Origin of the sequence: Synechococcus sp. WH 8109 (genome assembly GCF_000161795.2) — a bacterium.
Lineage (GTDB): Bacteria > Cyanobacteriota > Cyanobacteriia > PCC-6307 > Cyanobiaceae > Parasynechococcus.
Map to the genome: position 1 here is coordinate 2,084,027 of NZ_CP006882.1, position 16,883 is coordinate 2,100,909.

Here is a 16,883-nt window from a genome sequence, read left to right on the forward strand (position 1 = left end):
CACGGTGCTGGCCTTTCCCAGCACTTACACGGTTGGCATTACCAGCCTTGGTTATCAGATCGTCTGGTCCACCCTGGCAATACGGACCGACGTCGACGTGCGCCGGCTGTTCACTGATCAAGGGGATCCACCCCACCGGCACTGCGATCTGTTTGGGCTTTCTCTGAGCTGGGAACTCGACGGACCAGTCCTGCTCGATCTGCTGGAACAGCAGCGCATCCCGATCTGGAGCCACGCGCGCACCGACGACCATCCGATCGTGTTTGGTGGCGGACCTGTGCTCACAGCCAATCCCGAGCCCCTTGCACCGTTCTTTGATGTAGTGCTGCTGGGCGATGGCGAAGATCTACTGCCCACATTTATCGATGCCCTCCAGAGCGTGAAGGGCCAACCCCGAGCCGAACAACTGCAGCATCTAGCCCGCGTGCCGGGAATCTACGTGCCGGAGCTCCATGCACCCCGCTATGCAGCGGACGGGACCCTCTTGGGAGTGGCACCGGTGGATGCAACTCTTCCAGAACGGGTGGCCAAACAGACGTGGCGCGGCAACAGCCTCAGCCACTCAACGGTGATCACCCCAGAAGCGGCGTGGCCAGACATCCACATGGTGGAAGTGGTGCGCAGCTGCCCGGAACTGTGCCGCTTTTGCCTGGCCAGCTATCTGACCCTGCCGTTTCGAACCCCATCGTTGGATGACGGGCTGATCCCGGCTGTGGAGAAAGGCCTTCAAGCCACCAAACGCCTCGGCCTACTGGGGGCGTCCGTAACCCAACACCCTCAATTCAGCGATCTGCTCCATTGGCTAGCCCAAGACCGCTTCGATGACCTGCGGGTCAGCGTCAGTTCCGTGCGGGCCGCAACGGTCACTCCGAAACTGGCGGCTGTGTTGGCAGGACGAGGCAGCAAATCCCTCACCATCGCGATCGAGAGCGGTAGCGAGCGCATGCGCCGCGTGGTGAACAAAAAACTCAGCGGTGAGGAAATCGAAGCCGCCGCCCGCCATGCCAAGCAAGGAGGCCTCAAGGCCTTGAAGCTCTACGGAATGGTGGGACTCCCCTGTGAAGACAACAATGATGTGGAAAGCACCGCAGCACTTCTGCTGAGCCTTAAGAAAGGCACCCCTGGGCTGCGCTTCACCCTGGGGGTGAGCACATTCGTGCCCAAGGCGCACACCCCGTTCCAGTGGCAAGGGGTACGCCCCGAAGCGGAAAAACGCCTGAAGATGCTGGCGAAACGCCTCAAACCCAAAGGCATTGATCTGCGCCCGGAAAGCTATGGCTGGAGCGTGATTCAAGCCCTGCTGTCTCGAAGCGACCGGCGCCTAGCACCAGTGATCGCAGCGGTGCGGGGCTCCCAGGAAAGCCTGGGGGGTTGGAAGAAAGCCTATCGAGCGGCCCTAGCCGGTGAACTTCCTGAAGCCCGCAGCGCAGGCGTTATCTTGCCGCTGCCTCCCAGTTGGGACAGCGTGGTGCACGACGAGTGGGCCTCTGACGCGGTGTTGCCCTGGGGCCATCTCGATGGTCCCTTGAGTCAGGAGAAGCTGCAGGAACACAGGCAAGAGGCCCTCAGCCTGGGCTGACCGCTGCCGACTCGGTCTGCCGAATCCGACTGCGCAGTCCGGCCATAAGAATCCAACCGGCAATGTTCAAGCGGCTGTCAAAGAAAGGTATATCAGTGCCGTGAAGCACCACCAGCACCAGCACCGCAGCCCACCAGGCGCGATCAAACAAACCCATGCGGTTGTAGCGCAAGGAGACGATCAACAACGCCAGCACCAAACCCACCAGCGCAAGCGCCGCCGGCACCCCACTGCTGACCGCCAGCTCCAGTGGCAGGTTGTGGGAATGGCCATGCCATTTGCCCGTGCGCAAGGGGTACAGCACGGAAAAGGCCGCAGCACCCCAGCCCAGCCATGGCCGTTCAGCGATCAATTGCAAAGCCAAACCCCACTGACTGAGGCGAGTGGAAGCCAGGGCACGCTTTCCCGCATAGCGGCTGTCGCTGAGCCGTGACCACACCGACTCGGGGACCAAAGCCCGGGCGGGGTCCTGGAGAAGCTCCGGGACACCGGGCAACACTGCCAGCAGAACAGGGATCAATCCAAGGGCCAACAGAGGCAACAACCAGGGCCAACTCACCGGTCCAAGCACCAGGGGCACCGCCAGCACCAATGCGCCCCAGCCGTTGCGGGACTCCGTAAGCACGAGAGCCGTCACCAAAGCGACAGCCAGGATCAGCACCACACTCCGACGACGGTGATCGAGTCCGGGTTGCACCAGGGCCGCCAGAATCAATGGCCACACCAGCGCCAACCAGGCCGCGGCGATGTTGGCGTAATCGAACAAACCCGACAGCCGGCCCGCCGGCTCACCTCCAGGAGCCACGAACCAGATCACCAGGCCCCCCAGGGACTGCCAGGGACCCTGCCAACCCAACCACAACTGACCCAAGCCAGTCACCACAACAGGCACCGTGCCCGCCACCATCCAGAGCGCCGCTCGGCGGCGCGCCCCCGCCTCCGCCACATAGGGTTGGAACCCCCAGAACCCCCAAAAGAAAGGCAGCCAATTGGCCAGACCTGCCCAAGCCAGGTCGACACGCAAGGCGCTGAAACAGCCGAGCAACATGAGCGTGCCAGCCAGTAGGAGCGGCCAGTTCCAGCGGTCACGCCAGTAGGCGCATTCACGACGGAGGCTGCCCAGGACCAAGGCCGGCACAAACAGCAGGCTGGCCAGCAACACTGACGAGGGAAGTAACAGCAGTCCGAGCTGAAACAGGCACCAACCCCTGGGGGAAGCGGCGGCCGGACAGTCGCCCCTCAGCAATGTGCACAGACGTGCTGTCATGCGAACACCGCCGTACGCCCTCGGTACACCATCACCTGACGACGCAGATGCAAGCGAAGGGCCCGCGCTAAGGCAAGGCGTTCCGTATCACGGCCCTTGCGGATCAGATCCTCCACTTCGTCCCGATGGCTGACGGGAACGGTGGTTTGCTCAATGATCGGGCCATCATCCAGATCTTCGGTGACGTAGTGGGCTGTAGCACCGATGAGCTTGACCCCACGGTCCCAGGCCCGGTGATACGGCTGAGCGCCCTTGAACGCTGGCAGAAACGAATGGTGAATGTTGATCACCTGGGGGAAACGCTCGAGGAAATCACTGCTCAGCACCTGCATATATTTGGCCAGCACCGCAAGTTCAACCTTGTTCTGTTCCAGCAGCTCCAAGATCTGCTGCTCAGCATCCGCTTTGGTGTCCCGACTGACGGGAATACAAACAAAAGGGATCTCAAATGATGTACATATATATTCCAGATCCGGATGGTTGGCGATAACCAGGGGAACCTGCATTGGCAGCTCTCCGCTTTGAACCCGCCAGAGCAAGTCCTGCAGGCAGTGGCTCTGCTTGCTGGCAAAAATCGCCACACGGGGATGGTCATCTGAGAAGTGAAGCTGCGCTGCGCCACCAAGCCGCTGTCCCAGAGCCTGAGCCGCTTCAGGAAGCACATCCCGTGGAATGCCGAATCCCTGGAGCTGCCACTCAATCCTGCTGAGAAACAACCCAGCTCCCGCATCCGTGTGGTGATCGGCATGGCGAATGCTGCCGCCGTTGGCCGCCACCCAACCCGCCAATTCGCTGACCAGGCCCGGCCGATCGGGGCAGATCATCTGAAGGATGACCGTGGCGTCACTCACAACAACGCTTTGAAAAACAAAATTCTCCCGCGCAGGAGGGGCTGGTTAAAGTCGCTGGAAAATTTCGATCACCATGCTGAAGGCTCTGAGCCGCCTTGCCGCGTTCTGCCTCTGCCTCGCTTTGAGCTTTGGTCTGATGGCCCCGGCTGCTTCCAATGCTGCCGGCATCAGTCCTAACGACCTGGGCGTGATCCGCCGCCAGGCCGCAGCCTTTGAAGACGCAAAGTCCCGTCTTCCTGATCTGGCCAGGCTGGTAAGTGAAAAGGATTGGGTGTTCACCCGCAACCTGCTTCATGGCCCTATGCAGGAAGTGAGCCGGGAAATGCTCTACATCAATCAGCGCCTCGACAAAAGCGACCGCAAGGAAGCCACCAAAGTCGCCCGCTCCTTGAAAGAAGCGCTGGCAGATCTGGATGAAGCGGCACGCCTGCAGGACTTCAGCCGTCTGCAGAAGTCCTACAGCGCCGTGGCTGCCGGATTTGATGCCTATAGCGATCTCATCCCCGCTGAGGCCTTCAACTGAACCGCTCCATTGGAGTGATTGGTGCCGGGGCCATCGGCCTCGGCACCGCCTGGCGTCTGGCCCAGCAAGGGCACGATGTCTCTGTTTACGACCCTCGCCTGAACCAGTCCATTGATCGCGAGGGATCAGCAAATGATTTGGGTGGAACCTCTGCATCCCTCGGGGTGCTGATGGGCAACGTGTTTCGCCGCAGCAGCGGGCGGGGCTGGAGGCTGCGCCGCCGGAGCATGGAGCTCTGGCCGCAATGGATCGAAACGCTGCAGGCTCACCAGCCTGACCTCAGGCTCAATCCGGGCCTGCTTCAAATCGCCGAGGACGAACGAGCGACTGAGTGGATGGAGGCGCTGGCCGCCCAGCGCGTTGACCTGGGCCTGCAGATGGTCACCAGCGCCGACCTGGCAGCGGTCTGGCCGACAGCCAGGCATGGTGGCCTGCACTCGCGCCACGACGGTCGTGTGGATCCACTGCTGCTGCAACTGTCCCTGCGACAGGCGCTGGCAGAGCAAAGCGTGGAGCTGAATGCCACGGCGGTGGTCCATCTAGAGCGCAACGACAACCACTGGCGTGTGCATCGCGCCGATGGAGACAGCTCAGTTCACAACCTTTTGGTGCTCTGCACAGCCCTGAGCTCGAACGTCTTGCTGGAACCGCTGGGTCAGGCCCGACCGATGACACCGGTGTTGGGCCAGGCCCTGTCACTGGAACTGACAATGGGTCCGAGAACGTGGAGCAACTGGCCCTCGGTGCTGGTGGATCAGGGCTTCAACCTGATTCCAACCGCACCCGGGCGATTGCTGCTCGGGGCCACCGTGGAACCGGGCGATCGCGCTTCGGAGGATCCTCTGATCCTGATGCGCAACCTGAATGAGCGGGCACCAGAGTGGCTGCGCTCAGCCACGGTGGTTGGCCATTGGAGTGGCCTGCGAGCCCGGCCCGTGGATCGCCCGGCCCCTCTGCTTGAAGAGCTGGAACCCGGATTGATCCTTGCCAGTGGGCACTATCGCAACGGCGTTCTGCTCACGCCTGGCACCGCAGAGTGGGTCGCCGCTGCCGTTGAGCAGGCATAAAAAAGGGCCCCGCAGGGCCCTAGCGCGGTGGTGAATCAGCCGATCACTTGGTCTCGGTGAATTCCGCGTCAATGACGTCGTCACTGGCATCGCCACCACCGGCGTTGGCACCGGCACCGGCGTCAGCACCAGGCGCACCAGCATCAGCTGCAGCCCCTTCCTGCTGATAGACGGAAGCGCCCACGGTGTAGAGCTCCTGCTGCAGTTCCTCCAGCAGGGTCTTCATCGCGTCGTAGTCGTCCTTCTCGGTGGCTTCCTTGAGCTTGAGGCGCTTCTCCTCCAGCTTCGCCTTGGCGTCGGCATCAACCTTGTCGCCCAGTTCTCCCATCTGCTTTTCAGCCTGGTAAACGAGGGTTTCGGCCTGGTTCTTGAGGTCGATCTTTTCGCGCTTCTCCTTGTCAGCGCTGGCGTTGGCCTCGGCGTCCTTAACCATCTTGTCGACCTCGGAATCCGAGAGGGTCGACGCGCCGGTGATCGAAATGGACTGCTCTTTGCCGCTGCCCTTGTCCTTGGCGGTGACGCTGAGGATGCCGTTGGCGTCGATGTCGAAGGTCACTTCGATCTGAGGCACGCCACGGGGAGCCGGGGGGATGCCATCGAGACGGAAGGTTCCAAGCGACTTGTTATCAGACGCCATCTCGCGCTCACCCTGGAGCACGTGGATTTCCACATTGGTCTGACCATCCACAGCCGTGGAGTAGGTCTCAGTCTTCTTGGTGGGAACAGTGGTGTTACGGGTGATCATCTTGGTCATCACGCCACCGAGGGTCTCCACACCCAGTGAGAGGGGCGTGACGTCGAGCAGAAGGATGTCCTTCACCTCGCCGGCCAGCACACCGCCCTGAATGGCAGCACCGACAGCCACCACCTCATCGGGGTTCACCGTCTGGTTAGGGTCTTTGCCGGTGATGCGCTTCACCAGTTCGAGCACGGCCGGGATGCGGGTGGAACCACCCACCATCACGATTTCGTCGAGCTCGCCGGAGGAGAGCTTGGCGTCCTTGAGAGCCTGCTCCACAGGCATGGCGCAGCGGTCGATCAGCTTGGAGGCCAGTTCCTCGAACTTGGCGCGGGTGAGGGTGAGGTCCAGATGCTTGGGACCCTCAGGCGTGGCCGTGATGAATGGCAGGTTGATCTCGCTCTGGGTGGCGTTGGACAGCTCAACCTTGGCTTTTTCAGCGGCTTCGGTGAGGCGTTGCAGGGCCTGCTTGTCCTGACGCAGATCGATGCCTTCGTTGGATTTGAAGGTCTCGGCCAGGTGATCAACGATCACCTTGTCGAAGTCGTCACCGCCGAGGTGCGTGTCACCAGCGGTGGACAACACCTCGAACACGCCGTCGCCAACTTCCAGGACGGAAACGTCGAAGGTGCCGCCGCCCAGGTCGAAGACAAGAATGCGCTCGTTGCTCTTCTTGTCGAGGCCATAGGCCAGAGCCGCAGCGGTGGGTTCATTGATGATACGCAGCACCTCAAGGCCAGCGATCTTGCCGGCGTCCTTGGTGGCCTGGCGCTGGGAGTCGTTGAAATAGGCCGGAACGGTGATCACCGCTTGGCTGACGGTTTCACCGAGGTACTTACCGGCGTCCTCTGCCAGCTTGCGCAGCACCTGGGCGGAAACCTCTTCAGGCGCAAATTGCTTATCGAGAACCGGGCATTTCACCTTCACGTTGGATCCGGCCTTCTCAACGCCGTAGCTCACCTCTTTCGACTCCTCATTCACCTCATCAACGCGACGGCCGATGAAACGCTTGACGGAATAGAAGGTGTTGTCTGGGTTCATCACCGCCTGACGTTTGGCGATCTGACCCACCAGCTGATCCTGGTTCTTGGTGTAAGCAACCACGGAGGGCGTGGTGCGGAAGCCCTCGGCGTTCGCGATCACGGTGGGCTTGCCGCCCTCCATCACGGAAACACAGCTGTTCGTGGTGCCAAGGTCAATGCCGACAACCTTGCCCATAGGTGCCCACCTCCAGAAATGGTGATTTGAATGGGCTCATCCTCCACAGCAGACCCGGTGACAGGCGAGGTGTGGTTCCCGAACAGGCAGGCTGGTGGAGCGATCCGGCCCTGGCAATGATGAACGGCGGCACCAGCCTTGTGGGCCTGCTTGGCAATCCAGTGCGCCACTCGCTTTCGCCGGTGATGCAGAACGCCGCCCTCGAAAGCATGGGGCTCAACTGGCGCTACCTGGCCCTGCCCTGCACAAGCGAAGGCCTTGATCAAGCGTTGAACGGTCTAAGGGCCGTTGGCTGCCAGGGCCTCAACGTCACCATCCCCCACAAACAAGCCATCGCCGAGCTCTGCGAAGAGCTGAGCCCGCTAGCGAAACGGCTCGGTGCCGTCAACACCCTGATTCCGGGAGCGGGCGGTGGCTGGTTCGGCACCAACACCGACGTGGAGGGCTTTCTGACACCCCTCGGTGCCAACGACACCTGGGCAGGACTCCACGCCGTAGTGATCGGCTGCGGCGGATCAGCTCGAGCTGTGGTCGCCGGTCTGCAGACCCTGGACCTCAGCAGCATCACCGTAGTGGGACGGCGAAGCGAGGCACTGCAAGCCTTCATCACTGATCTGCAGCAGAGCCACGCCCCCCTGACAGCCTGTCTCAACAACGCTGTTCAGCTCAACGAGAGCGTGGCTCAAGCGGCTCTCGTGGTGAACACCACCCCGGTGGGCATGGCCCAGCACGGTGACCCCGAGGCGATGCCACTGGGGGCAGAGCTCTGGACAGACCTGAACGAAGACACGGTGTTGTACGACCTGATCTACACACCAAGGCCCACCAACTGGCTCGCCGCTGGGCAACAACGGGGCCACCGCTGCATCGATGGTCTCGAGATGCTGGTGCAGCAAGGCGCTGCCTCACTACGGCTGTGGAGTGGACGTAACGACGTTCCTGTCGCGGCGATGCGCAGCGCCGCCGCCACTGCTCTTGCGACCTAAGGTCCCAACAATCCCTAGCTCCAACGTGCAGATTCCTCTCTGGCAGCGGCTGCTTGCACCGCTGGTGTACCTGCTCCCCTGGAGTGACGCCATTCCCTTTGGCCTCGGGGCTGACGGCGTGTTCAACCAGATCCCGTTGCTGAGACTGCTGATCGTTCCCGTGGTACCGCTGATCCAATTGAATCGGGGGGTTCCCTTCGGTGGCCTGCTGCTGTTCTTCGTGCTGTTTCTGGCGGTGGTGCGGAATCCGGCAGTTCCCTACTTCGTACGCTTCAACACCCTGCAGGCCCTGCTCACCGACATCGTGATCGTTGTGCTGAGCTTCGCTTTTGGGATCCTTCTCCAACCCATGGCCGGAGGCAGCCTACTGCTGAGCACCCTGTCCAGCACGGTCGTGGTGGCTGTGCTGGCGATCCTTCTGTTCGCCTTAGTGGAGTGCTGGCGCGGACGCGAACCCGATCTGCCTGGCATCAGCCAAGCCGTACGCATGCAGCTCTACTGAAGCTTTGGGGGCACGCCAGGAGATAAGGTGTTGGATCCGTCGCTCACTCCGGTGAGCCTGATGCCCCTTCGGTGCTGCCCATGACGCACGATCCGTATTACGAAACCATGTACATCCTTCGTCCGGACATTCCGGAGGAGGAGGTTGAAAGCCATCTCAACAAGTACCGCGACATGCTCGTGGAAGCTGGTGCCGACGTGCTGGACAACCAGATGCGTGGCAAGCGCCGTCTGGCCTATCCGATTGCTAAGCACAAGGAAGGCATCTACGTGCAACTGAGCCACAACGGCGATGGCCAGCACGTTGCTGTTCTGGAGAAGGCGATGCGCCTCAGTGAGGACGTGATCCGCTATCTGACCGTGAAGCAGGAAGGTCCCCTTCCAGCACCTCGGGTGATGCCGGGCAGCGAAGCTGCTCAACAGCAACAAGCCGAAGCCGCTGCATCAGCTGACTGATCAGCATTGTTGGATTCGTGGGTGGGCGATACCGTCCGCCCATTGATTCGAAAACGACCACTCTGCTAACTGAACCTGTCTGGAACGAGCGTCATGGCGACGCTGAAGTCACTCGGTTGCTGAAACAAAGAATTTCAGAGCTCGAGGTCGAGATCGAGGCCTACAACGAGCTTTTGGCCGAACTACCGGACGTCTTTGAACGACGTTTCCAACAGCGGCTTGATCCGTTGATAGAGCGTTATCAACCGCTGGCTGAACAGGTTGATCAAGACCAAATCGAATGGCCTCAGCAAGCCCTGCCTGGAAGCTCAGAACCGGACAACATTGTGCGTTGTCTGGTTCTGAGGCTCCTCAACTTCCTGCAGAAGCGCCAGCGCTCAGCTTGAACGGCGCTGGGATGCTGACCAGAGCCGAGTCGGCAGACCCCAAACGTAGATAAAGCCCTCTGCAGCTTGGTGATCGAACTGATCCTCACTTCCATAGGAAGCCATTTCGGGGACATAAAGGCTGCTGTCTGCTGAGCCGCGGCCGGTAACCGTGGCCGTTCCTTTGTGCAGCCGGAGACGAACGACACCATTGACAGTGGTCTGGGTGCGGTCCATGAAGCCGTCCAGAGCATCTTTGAGGGGGCCAAACCAAAGGCCCTGGTAGACGAGGTCGGCCCACTGCATTTCCAACTGCCGCTTGCTGCGCAACACATCGGCGGCCAGCGTCAGGCTTTCCAGTTCCTGGTGGGCCTGGATCAACAGCAAAAGGCCGGGCGTTTCGTAGATCTCCCGGGATTTGATGCCCACCACCCGGTTCTCGATCATGTCGAGACGCCCAATGCCATGGGTCCCCGCCAGACGGTTGGCTTCACGGATTAAGGCCACCGGATCCAGCTGCTGACCGTTGATCGCCACAGGATTGCCTGCTTCAAAAGCAATCTCGATCTGTTCGGCGCCATCCGGAGCAGCCTCCACCGATCGCGTCATCGCAAACACCTCCTCCGGCGGAGCCACCATCGGGTCTTCAAGTGGTCCGGCCTCAATGCTGCGGCCCAGCAGATTGAGATCGATCGAATAGGGCGACTTCTTGCTTACCGGTGCGGGCAGACCAAAGCGTTCGCCGTAGGCGATGGTCTCCTCACGGCTCATGCCCCACTCGCGGGCTGGGGTGAGCACCTTGAGGTCCGGTGCCAATGCAGCGATAGCCACATCGAAACGCACCTGATCATTGCCTTTGCCTGTGCATCCATGGGCGACAGCATCGGCACCCACTTCCCGGGCCACCTCAACCAGGCGCTTCGCGATCAGAGGCCTCGCCAGGGCCGTGGAGAGGGGGTAACGGCCTTCGTAGAGGGCATTGGCACGAATCGCCGGAAAGGCGAAATCCTTGATGAAGGGCTCGATCAGATCTCCCACCAGCGACTGACTGGCACCGGCATCCAGCGCTTTTTGACGAATCGGCTCCAGCTCATCGCCCTGGCCGAGATCAGCGGCAAAGGTGATCACTTCATCAACACCCCATTCCTGCTTGAGGTAAGGGATGCAGACACTGGTATCCACTCCCCCGGAATAGGCGAGTACCACCTTCTTGGCGCGGCCCATCAATGGGTCTCCTGATCACAATCGTCTGATTCTCTCGTCTCGCCGGCCGCCACGTGTGGAGAAGCCACAAGCACCCATGCAGCCAACGCCGCAGCAGGGAAAAAGACCAGCAGCAGCGCCAGGGTCCAAGAGGTCTGCAACGGTTCAGGCCGCTGCAAACCCCACCAGTGCAGACCAGCACTGATGATCAGGGCCAGACCCCACAGAAGAACGAGCAGCGCAGATTTGTTCAGTGGCGGATCAAAAACAGCACATGGTCTATCTTGGTTGATTGGCCCGCGTCCCTCCCTGCATGAGCGCTCTGGTTGATTTAAACGCCCTGGACAGCGTCAACCCGTCCCTCACCCGCTACGGGCGCCGCGACCCTGCACCCGTGCTGCCCCTGCGTGAGGAGCCTGACCTCCTGTCCTGGCTGGAAACCAGCGGCCGTCTCGTTGCCGACGAAGAATCCGGTTCACCCGAAGTGAGCACCGTTGAAGAGGAGGAACTCTCCGCACTCATGGGTGAGAAGGAGGATTACAACAAGGATGACGAGCAAAACGAGGAGCAGTGGGAGGACTGACGTCCCCCAAGCACTGATTGGTCGCTACTGAGCGACTCACCTAGGGTCCCAGCGATCAGTCCAGTGCAACTTTGCAATCCACGGATTCGAACCACCGTCCTTGGTGGGAGAACGGCTCATTGAGTGCCAGCTTGCTGATGCTGGTCGTCTTGATGACTTGCTTTGCAGCAGACAAATGGATCACCAATGCGCAACTGAGCCTGCCCCTCTTGATTTCAGCGGTCATCGCAACAGCCTCTGCAGCCTTGGGCATTCCCCTTCTGCGTCGCTTGAAGATGGGGCAGTTCATCCGTGAGGAAGGCCCCAAAGCCCATCAGAGCAAAGCGGGAACGCCAACGATGGGGGGCCTTCTGGTTGTTCCCGTCGGGGTCATTCTCGGGAGCCTGATCACACGGGACGCTGTGGCGTCACAACAACTGCTCAGCCTGGCAGCCCTGACCCTGACGTTCATGCTGATCGGCGGCATCGATGACTGGAGCAGCCTCACCAAACACACCAATGCTGGCCTTACGGCACGAGGAAAATTGCTGCTGCAAGCCATGGCAGCCGCAGCCTTTCTAGCCATCGCTGCCTGGCAGGGCTGGATCAGCAGCAGCATTGCCCTGCCCTTTGGCCTTGAACTGCCCTTAGGGCTTCTGATCTGGCCGCTGGGCCTGTTTGTCGTTCTGGCGGAGAGCAACGCCACCAACCTCACCGATGGCCTGGATGGCTTGGCCAGCGGTTGCGGAGCACTGGTGTTTACCGGTCTGGGACTTCAACTGATGCTCCGAGGAGACAACGGAGATCCCGCCTTGGCTGGCTTCTGCATGACCATGGCCGGAGCATGGCTTGGGTTTCTGGTGCACAACCGAAACCCTGCTCGGGCCTTCATGGGCGACACGGGATCCCTGGCGATGGGAGCCGCCCTCAGCGGTTTGGCTCTGTTGTCCAACAGCCTCTGGCCCCTGCTGGTGATGGGAGGCGTCTTCGTCGCGGAATCCCTCTCCGTGATCATCCAGGTCTGGGTGTTCAAAACCACAAAAGGCCCTGATGGTCAGGGGCGACGCGTGTTCCGCATGGCGCCACTGCATCACCATTTTGAGCTGGGAGGCACTGATGAACGAAGCGTGGTGCCTGCGTTCTGGCTGGTCACAGCAGGGCTTGTGCTCCTCGGACTGGTGCTGCGTCCCTGAGAGTCGATTTTTTGATCCAATCCTGAGGACAATCATTGAAGTGAGCTGAAGGATTCAGTTGCTTCAGATCGCCAATGAGATTGAACTTGGTTTCGTACCGAACAAAATCAATACTTCTGAGAAAGATTGATCCTTATGTAGAAAAAATAACTGACGGTTTCAAGGTTTTTGAGTGACCACAACACAGTGTCTCTATGAAGGGAGGCCTGAACGACATAGCCGGTACTTAGGGGATTGTTGATATCCAGAACGAACGCTTCGCACCGCTCATATCCCTTAAAGTCCCTTTTTGGGTTTGCAATGCAGGATGACCTACTTCACCTGGCGTGAATCCGGTCTCACCGCTGACTGCTCAAGCCTCGAAGCGATGGCTGCCCGCTTTGAGGAATCGGCCAGTTTGATGCGACGCATGTCGAGCGAAGGGTTCCAACTTGAGCGCCATGGAATGGAGCAGCGCATAACGCATCCCGATCCCACAGTGTTTGAAGCCTGGGGTTTCGTCAGCGAAGAATCACCGGTCCGCCAACTCACGTTGATCCCCGATCTTCAGAACTAATGGACAACCTGCTTGCCAAAACCGCTGAGCTGCTCGCCAACGCCGCTGCGGATCCTGACCGGGTTCTGCGGTGGGTGCTGATCTATTTCGGTGTGTCGTCGCTTGGATTCATGGGCGTGTGGCTGATCGGCGAAGTGCGCCGTCAGAGCAGCACCGATTCGAACTGAGCCCTCAGCGGCTCGCTTCCACCGAGCGCTGACGCCATTGAGGCGATTGCTCCATCGATTTCAGCTGGTTTGGGCCACTGCCTCGACGGTCTGGCGACGGTTCGAAGGCAAATCAACCGCAGCTCATGCGCAGAGCACTTCTGTTCACCGGTGCCAGCCTGGAGATCGCCGCTGCTGGCCTCCCCAGCTTCGCCGCTCCCAAGCAAACCGCCCGCACCGTCGCCCGAAACACTGACTCGATTGAGAACGCATACTTCATCTAGCGGGACATCGGGCGCTGCACCCCAGGCTGCGGAAAATCTCAGGACTTGCGTTGATTGATGATGCAGGCAGGCCGTTCGAGGATCACCATGCCGTCGTTTCCACGCATCGTGATGCTGCTGGGCAGCGGGGAACTGGGCAAGGAGGTGGCCATTGCTGCCCAACGGCTTGGCTGCCGAGTGATCGCCTGTGATCGCTATGCCGCTGCCCCGGCCATGCAGATCGCTGACGTGGCCGAAGTGCTGCCGATGACCGATGCCGATGCTTTGCTGGAGGTGGTCAGGCACCACCAACCCGACGTGGTGATCCCGGAGATCGAAGCACTCGCCGTCCATGCCCTGGCGGAACTCGAACAGGAAGGGATCACCGTGATTCCAACGGCCCGCGCGACGGCCGTCACGATGAACCGAGACCGCATCCGCGACCTTGCGGCCGATGAACTCGGTCTCCGCACCGCCCGGTTCGCCTATGCCGCCAGTGCAGAGGAACTCACAGCGGTAGCGGAACCTCTGGGTTGGCCCGTCGTGGTGAAACCGGTGATGAGTTCCTCCGGCAAAGGCCAGAGCGTTGTGACCTGTGCAGACGATCTGCCCAAGGCCTGGGAGGCCGCCATGGCCGGCGCACGGGGCACCTCAACCCAGGTGATCGTGGAGGAATTTCTCCATTTCGATCTGGAGATCACCCTGCTCACCATCCGTCAGCGCAATGGCGAAACCCTTTTCTGTGCACCGATCGGCCACGAACAGGAAGGTGGGGACTATCAATGCAGCTGGCAGCCGGCTCAACTCACTGATCAACAACTGCGCCAGGCCCAGGCCATGGCCAAAACCGTCACCAACAACCTGGGCGGTGCCGGCCTATTCGGGGTGGAATTTTTCCTCTGTGGTGATGAGGTGATTTTTTCCGAACTGTCGCCACGGCCGCACGACACAGGCCTGGTGACCCTGATCAGCCAGAACCTGAGCGAGTTCGAACTGCACCTTCGGGCTGTTCTCGGTCTACCGATCCCCACCATCACGGCAGCTGATGCCGCTGCCAGCCGCGTGATCCTGGCCCAAACGAACATGGACTCCGTCGCTTTTAAAGGAGTCGAAAAAGCGCTCACGGAAGCTGACACCCAATTGCTGCTGTTCGGAAAGCCCACAGCCCGCCCCGGTCGGCGCATGGGTGTAGCCCTGGCAAGGGGAGGAGATCGGAAGGAAGCACAAGCGAAGGCCGACAGGGCAGCCGCCTGTGTGACCGTGATTCCAGGATCATCGGCTGCCTGAAAACCGGTAATGGGTTAACCCATCCAGCACGGCTCCAACACTGGGGCGCTTCGAGACGTACACCCGCTGCTGGGTCCGTTGGCCCAACAGGCAGGGATCGTGATCAGCAGGAACCACCGTGGCGGGCAAACCATCCAGCAACTCTCCATCTCCCTGCTGACTGGCCACCACTAGAACCTGCTGCAGGGGGAGCTGCCAAGACTGGGCCAAAAAACGGATGGCCTCACTGCGGGACGCGCGCTGGGGAAGAACATCCAGGAACCAATGGCAACGAAGCTGAGGTTCCGCCTGCAGGCCATGGCGGCGCAGGCACTGACGAGCCAAACCAATCAGACCGCGGTTGGAAGCACGCAACAGGTAGCTGACCTTGAAGGGACTCTGGTGATCCGGGTCCTGAAGCTGAAGGTGTTCCTGGAGTTGACCCATCGCTGCGAGAACAGCCTCACGATCCCAGGCTTGGCTGATGCGCTTCGCCCACACGGGATCTTCCGCGCGATCCGAGCTGTGGTGAATCTCGGTTCCAGCACGGCAGATCCAGGCCTTGGGGTCGGGAAGATGCAACTCCTGGTAGCGCTGACGCGCCTGATCCAGCGACCGCCCCGTGAGAATCACCAAGCCTGTCGAAGCGGCGAAGGGTTCGGAGTGAAGCCGATCGCGCAGATGCGCCAGGGAGCGTTCCTCCGGCAGCTCCAAGCAGCTGTCGAGATCCAGCGCCAACAACCTCGAGACGGGGCTGGGCCGCCGCACCACTGACATTCCACGCACAGGTGACACGCGGACTTTCTGCTGCATCAGGGCGAGGTACTGACACACATGGGCATCCCAGCTGAAGTGCCTACTGATGGCCTCAACCCCGTTGTCACTCCAACGGCGCCAACGGGAGCGATCACTGCCGGCCAATTCCAGAGCCTCCTGAAGTGCTCCAGGATCGGTGACGTCCGCCAGAAGACCGTTGTCGCAACGGTGTTGGATGTCCCGTGGACCGCCATCGTCGGTGGCCACCATCGGCAAACCACAGGCCGCGGCCTCCAGAAGGGTGAGTCCGAAGGGTTCGGTCAACGCCGGGTTCACAAACAGCCCCCCACGACGCGCCGCCCAGCGATAAAGGGCAGGAATCTGGGCACGGCTGTGTTGTTTTGGATAGGCCACCTGCCCATAGAGATCAAAGCGATCCACCAGATCGAACACCTGCTGAAGCACATCGCGCTGCTGCTTCTCGAGCTCACGCGGGTCATCCCGACAGCCCAGCACAAGCACCAGGTTGTGACGCTGCCGCAGCACCGGCGACTGACCAAAGGCTTCCACCAGAGCGGGAATGTTCTTGCGCCGCACCGCACGGGAAATCGCCAGCAGCGGCGGACGATCCGGCTCCCTGAGGAAAGGCTGCAACAGGCTTTGCAACGCGGAGCATTCCTGCGATGAACCGTGGGGATGGAACCGGGAAGCATCAACGCCAGGGGGCACCACCGCCGCCTGATCCGCCTGAAAGTGACCGTAGCGGCGGTACTGCTGATCCGCCTCCTGACGGGTGCTGGTGATCACCAGATCCGCCTGGGCCAGAGCACGCTCTTCGGCATCAATGCGCCGGCTGATGGCATAGGTCTGCTCAAGTTGAGAGCGATCCAAGCCACCGGCCAAGAGACGTCGCTGTTTCTCCCGACCAAGGGAATGACCCGTAAAAACAAGGGGAATCCCCAACCGCTGACTGACGAGAGCACCCACCAGACCGGCATCGGCGTAATGGGCATGAATCCAATCGACCCTCTGGCCGGGCTGGCTCAGATGTTCCACCAGCTGATCAGCCAGCTCCTCGAGATGGGGCCAAAGCAACTCCTTCCGCAGATACCGCTTGGGACCAAAGGGAAAGCGCAGGATGCGGGCCCCTGGAGCAATGGCTTCGACCCGTTGGCTGTAATCGAGATCGACCCGACGGTCCTGAATCAGCCGGGTGACCACATCAACCTGCTCAACCTCTGCCCGCTGCGCCAGGCTGCGCACGAGCTCCAGCACATACAACGTCTGACCACCGGTATCAGCATCCCGCCCCAGTTCGAGCTCATGGGAACGAAACAGACCGTGAAGGTGCAGATGCAACAACCGGATCCCCATTCGCTCCACTCA

19 protein-coding genes are annotated in these 16,883 nt (G+C 60.8%); 13 read left to right on the forward strand and 6 right to left on the reverse strand.

Annotated features, from left to right (window positions below; genetic code table 11):
* The first annotated feature begins 4 nt into the window (after window positions 1–4).
* Window positions 5–1,579 (forward strand): radical SAM protein, encoded by a 1,575-nt coding sequence (locus Syncc8109_RS11195; RefSeq protein ID WP_006850105.1) that lies wholly within the window; start codon window positions 5–7, stop codon window positions 1,577–1,579.
* Here Syncc8109_RS11195 and Syncc8109_RS11200 read toward each other — a convergent pair.
* Both Syncc8109_RS11200 and purU read right to left on the reverse strand, forming a co-directional pair.
* The gene (locus tag Syncc8109_RS11200; protein WP_025362586.1) at window positions 1,566–2,846 is read right to left on the reverse strand and encodes an O-antigen ligase; all 1,281 of its coding nucleotides are present in this window, start codon (window positions 2,844–2,846) and stop codon (window positions 1,566–1,568) included. The genes Syncc8109_RS11195 and Syncc8109_RS11200 overlap by 14 nt on opposite strands.
* The gene (gene purU / locus Syncc8109_RS11205; RefSeq protein WP_006851328.1) at window positions 2,843–3,697 is read right to left on the reverse strand and encodes a formyltetrahydrofolate deformylase; all 855 of its coding nucleotides are present in this window, start codon (window positions 3,695–3,697) and stop codon (window positions 2,843–2,845) included. Before purU ends, Syncc8109_RS11200 begins: the two co-directional genes overlap by 4 nt.
* A 73-nt stretch (window positions 3,698–3,770) precedes the next feature.
* On the opposite strand from purU, the gene psbQ reads away from it, so the two are divergent.
* Together psbQ and Syncc8109_RS11215 are read left to right on the forward strand one after the other, a co-directional pair.
* The gene (psbQ, locus tag Syncc8109_RS11210; RefSeq protein WP_006850773.1) at window positions 3,771–4,220 is read left to right on the forward strand and encodes a photosystem II protein PsbQ; all 450 of its coding nucleotides are present in this window, start codon (window positions 3,771–3,773) and stop codon (window positions 4,218–4,220) included.
* Window positions 4,221–4,234: 14 nt separating this feature from the next.
* Entirely contained in the window at window positions 4,235–5,287 is a 1,053-nt protein-coding gene (locus Syncc8109_RS11215) for an FAD-binding oxidoreductase (RefSeq protein WP_006850164.1), read from the forward strand.
* A gap of 43 nt (window positions 5,288–5,330) precedes the next feature.
* Here the strand turns inward: Syncc8109_RS11215 and dnaK are convergent, their stop codons facing one another.
* Window positions 5,331–7,244 (reverse strand): molecular chaperone DnaK, encoded by a 1,914-nt coding sequence (dnaK, locus tag Syncc8109_RS11220; protein ID WP_006851906.1) that lies wholly within the window; start codon window positions 7,242–7,244, stop codon window positions 5,331–5,333.
* 116 nt (window positions 7,245–7,360) lie between these two features.
* Between dnaK and Syncc8109_RS11225 the strand changes: the two genes are divergently transcribed.
* The 4 genes from Syncc8109_RS11225 (at window position 7,361) to Syncc8109_RS11240 (ending at window position 9,573) form a co-directional block, all read left to right on the forward strand.
* On the forward strand, window positions 7,361–8,230 hold the full coding sequence (locus Syncc8109_RS11225; protein WP_025362587.1) for a shikimate dehydrogenase: 870 nt from the start codon (window positions 7,361–7,363) through the stop codon (window positions 8,228–8,230).
* 25 nt (window positions 8,231–8,255) lie between these two features.
* A complete protein-coding gene (locus tag Syncc8109_RS11230; RefSeq protein WP_006849767.1) occupies window positions 8,256–8,732 on the forward strand; it encodes a Tic20 family protein in 477 nt (158 codons plus the stop codon).
* A gap of 80 nt (window positions 8,733–8,812) precedes the next feature.
* Complete coding sequence (gene rpsF / locus Syncc8109_RS11235) at window positions 8,813–9,187, forward strand: 30S ribosomal protein S6 (protein WP_025362588.1); 375 nt, start codon at window positions 8,813–8,815, stop codon at window positions 9,185–9,187.
* Window positions 9,188–9,303: 116 nt separating this feature from the next.
* Window positions 9,304–9,573 carry a hypothetical protein gene (locus Syncc8109_RS11240; RefSeq protein ID WP_006850365.1) on the forward strand — a complete coding sequence of 90 codons (270 nt, stop codon included), beginning with the start codon at window positions 9,304–9,306 and terminating at the stop codon, window positions 9,571–9,573.
* Here the strand turns inward: Syncc8109_RS11240 and Syncc8109_RS11245 are convergent.
* Window positions 9,565–10,776 carry an argininosuccinate synthase gene (locus Syncc8109_RS11245; protein WP_006850912.1) on the reverse strand — a complete coding sequence of 404 codons (1,212 nt, stop codon included), beginning with the start codon at window positions 10,774–10,776 and terminating at the stop codon, window positions 9,565–9,567. The genes Syncc8109_RS11240 and Syncc8109_RS11245 overlap by 9 nt on opposite strands.
* Before the next feature lie 292 nt (window positions 10,777–11,068).
* Here Syncc8109_RS11245 and Syncc8109_RS11250 point away from each other — a divergent pair, with 292 nt between their 5' ends.
* The gene (locus Syncc8109_RS11250; RefSeq protein WP_006850710.1) at window positions 11,069–11,338 is read left to right on the forward strand and encodes a DUF3134 domain-containing protein; all 270 of its coding nucleotides are present in this window, start codon (window positions 11,069–11,071) and stop codon (window positions 11,336–11,338) included.
* A 55-nt stretch (window positions 11,339–11,393) separates the two neighbouring features.
* Here the strand turns inward: Syncc8109_RS11250 and Syncc8109_RS12995 are convergent, their stop codons facing one another.
* Complete coding sequence (locus tag Syncc8109_RS12995; protein ID WP_232202506.1) at window positions 11,394–11,564, reverse strand: hypothetical protein; 171 nt, start codon at window positions 11,562–11,564, stop codon at window positions 11,394–11,396.
* On the opposite strand from Syncc8109_RS12995, the gene mraY reads away from it, so the two are divergent.
* The 5 genes from mraY to purT all read left to right on the forward strand — a co-directional run bounded on the left by mraY (window position 11,491) and on the right by purT (window position 14,762).
* Complete coding sequence (gene mraY, locus Syncc8109_RS11255) at window positions 11,491–12,510, forward strand: phospho-N-acetylmuramoyl-pentapeptide-transferase (RefSeq protein WP_232202503.1); 1,020 nt, start codon at window positions 11,491–11,493, stop codon at window positions 12,508–12,510. The genes Syncc8109_RS12995 and mraY overlap by 74 nt on opposite strands.
* Before the next feature lie 307 nt (window positions 12,511–12,817).
* Complete coding sequence (locus Syncc8109_RS11260; RefSeq protein WP_006850276.1) at window positions 12,818–13,066, forward strand: hypothetical protein; 249 nt, start codon at window positions 12,818–12,820, stop codon at window positions 13,064–13,066.
* Window positions 13,066–13,233 carry a hypothetical protein gene (locus Syncc8109_RS12735; protein WP_006851462.1) on the forward strand — a complete coding sequence of 56 codons (168 nt, stop codon included), beginning with the start codon at window positions 13,066–13,068 and terminating at the stop codon, window positions 13,231–13,233. The genes Syncc8109_RS11260 and Syncc8109_RS12735 overlap by 1 nt, the downstream gene beginning before the upstream one ends.
* Before the next feature lie 125 nt (window positions 13,234–13,358).
* A complete protein-coding gene (locus tag Syncc8109_RS12455) occupies window positions 13,359–13,496 on the forward strand; it encodes a hypothetical protein (protein WP_006852045.1) in 138 nt (45 codons plus the stop codon).
* 87 nt (window positions 13,497–13,583) lie between these two features.
* Window positions 13,584–14,762: a formate-dependent phosphoribosylglycinamide formyltransferase gene (gene purT, locus Syncc8109_RS11265; RefSeq protein ID WP_025362589.1), complete on the forward strand. Its 1,179-nt coding sequence runs from the start codon at window positions 13,584–13,586 to the stop codon at window positions 14,760–14,762.
* Here purT and Syncc8109_RS11270 read toward each other — a convergent pair.
* On the reverse strand, window positions 14,748–16,871 hold the full coding sequence (locus tag Syncc8109_RS11270; protein WP_025362590.1) for an HAD family hydrolase: 2,124 nt from the start codon (window positions 16,869–16,871) through the stop codon (window positions 14,748–14,750). The genes purT and Syncc8109_RS11270 overlap by 15 nt on opposite strands.
* Between the last annotated feature and the right edge of the window lie 12 nt (window positions 16,872–16,883).